Raw genomic sequence first — 1,623 nt, 5'->3', positions numbered from 1 at the left:
CGGCTTCCACGCGGCGCTGCCCGCCCTGCGCGCCCGCGGCGGCGGCGACGTCATCGCCACCGCCAGCATGGCCGCGCTCACCGCGACGCCCTTCGACCCCGTCTACGGCGCGAACAAGGCGGCCGTCGTCGGGCTCGTCCGGGCGCTCGGGCCCGCGCACCTGCCGGAGGGCGTCCGGGTCAACGCGCTGTGCCCGTCGTTCGCCGAAACCGACATCATCGTCCCGCTGAAGGACGAACTGGAGCGCAGCGGGTTCCCCGTCCTGCCCCTGGCCGATGTCGTCGAGGCGTTCATGGCAATCTTGGACGGGGACGGCGCCGGGGAGGCCTGGTACGTGGTGCCCGGCCGCCCGTCCGAGCCGTTCCGGTTCCGCGGCGTCCCCGGGCCCCGCTGAACCGGCCGAGAAGGAGAAGCAGAATGCGCGCCATCCAGATCACCGAGTTCGGCGGACCCGAGGTCCTCGTCCCGGTGGAGCTGCCCGATCCGGTGCCGGGTGACGGGCAGACGCTCGTCGAGGTGGACCGGGCCGGGATCAACTACGCCGACACCCACCAGGCCGAGAACAGCTACCTGGCCAAGCAGGAGCTGCCGATGGTCCCCGGCGGCGAGGTCGTCGGCCGCACCCCCGACGGCCGCCGCGTCGTCGCGCTGCTCGGCACCGGCGGCTACGCCGAGAGGGCCGTCGCGCCGACCGCGACCATCTGGGACGTCCCGGACGCGATCGACGACGTCACCGCCCTCGGCATGATCGTGCAGGGTGTCAGCGCGTGGCTGCTGCTGCGCCGCAGCACCCATCTTGAGCCGGGCGAGTCCGTCGTCGTGCACGCCGCCGCCGGCGGCGTCGGCACGCTGGCCGTCCAGCTCGCCAAGGCGTGGGGCGCGGGCCGGGTCATCGCCACCGCCTCGTCGCCGGAGAAGCGCGCCCTCGCGCTCGACCTCGGCGCCGACATCGCGGTGGACCCCAAGGAGCCCGACCTGAAGGCCGCCCTGATCGAGGCCAACCACGGCCGCCGGGTGGACGTCGTGTTGGAGATGACCGGCGGCAGTGTCACCGACCAGAGCCTCACCGCGCTGGCCCCGTTCGGCCGCCTCGCCTTCTACGGCATGGCCTCCCGCGAGCTGCCCAAGCCCGTCCAGCCCGCGACCCTGATGTCGCACTCCACGACCGTCGCGGGCATGTGGCTGGCGCACGTGTTCCAGCTTCCCGGCGACGTCATGGGCACGGCCCTCGACGAGCTGTTCGGGCTCGCCGCGGAAGGCCGGCTGAAGGTTGTCGCGGGCGGCGAGTACGGCCTGTCCGAGGTCCGCCGCGCGCACGAGGACCTGCGCTCCCGCCGCACGACCGGCAAGCTCGTCCTCGACCCGTCCCGGTAGGCGCGTTGCCCTCCCCGGCCGGGCCCTGCCTGGCCGGGGCCGGGCTCAGTCGCCGACGAGGCCGTTCTCGTAGGCGAACACGACGGCCTGGGTGCGGTCGCGCAGCCCCAGCTTCGTCAGGACGTGCCCGACGTGCGTCTTGATGGTCTGCTCGGCCAGCACCAGCTCGGCGGCGATCTCGGCGTTGGACATGCCGCGCGCGATGAGCCGCAGCACGTCCCGCTCGCGCGGGGTGAGCGCGGCCGTCGC

The 1,623-nt window shown here is 74.1% G+C and carries 3 protein-coding genes; 2 read left to right on the top strand and 1 reads right to left on the bottom strand.

Annotated features, from left to right (window positions below):
* Both AB0J52_RS39580 and AB0J52_RS39575 read left to right on the top strand, forming a co-directional pair.
* On the top strand, nt 1–394 hold a 394-nt coding region (locus AB0J52_RS39580), incomplete at its 5' end, for an SDR family NAD(P)-dependent oxidoreductase (RefSeq protein WP_500188262.1).
* 23 nt (nt 395–417) lie between these two features.
* Nucleotides 418–1,374 carry a quinone oxidoreductase family protein gene (locus AB0J52_RS39575; protein ID WP_500188260.1) on the top strand — a complete coding sequence of 319 codons (957 nt, stop codon included), beginning with the start codon at nt 418–420 and terminating at the stop codon, nt 1,372–1,374.
* A gap of 45 nt (nt 1,375–1,419) precedes the next feature.
* On the opposite strand, the gene AB0J52_RS39570 is transcribed toward AB0J52_RS39575, so the two are convergent.
* Nucleotides 1,420–1,623: response regulator transcription factor (locus AB0J52_RS39570; protein ID WP_500188258.1), on the bottom strand; the 204-nt coding region annotated here is incomplete at its 5' end.

The sequence above is a fragment of the Spirillospora sp. NPDC049652 genome (assembly GCF_040675125.1).
GTDB lineage: Bacteria > Actinomycetota > Actinomycetes > Streptosporangiales > Streptosporangiaceae > Spirillospora.
The sequence above is the reverse complement of the archived record's forward strand: the minus strand, read 5'-3'. Positions and strand labels throughout refer to the sequence as shown.

Bases quoted from the DNA above. Each gene is read 5' to 3' on its own strand.
- AB0J52_RS39575 (WP_500188260.1), top strand. From the start codon at position 418: ATGCGCGCCATCCAGATCACCGAGTTCGGCGGACCCGAGGTCCTCGTC.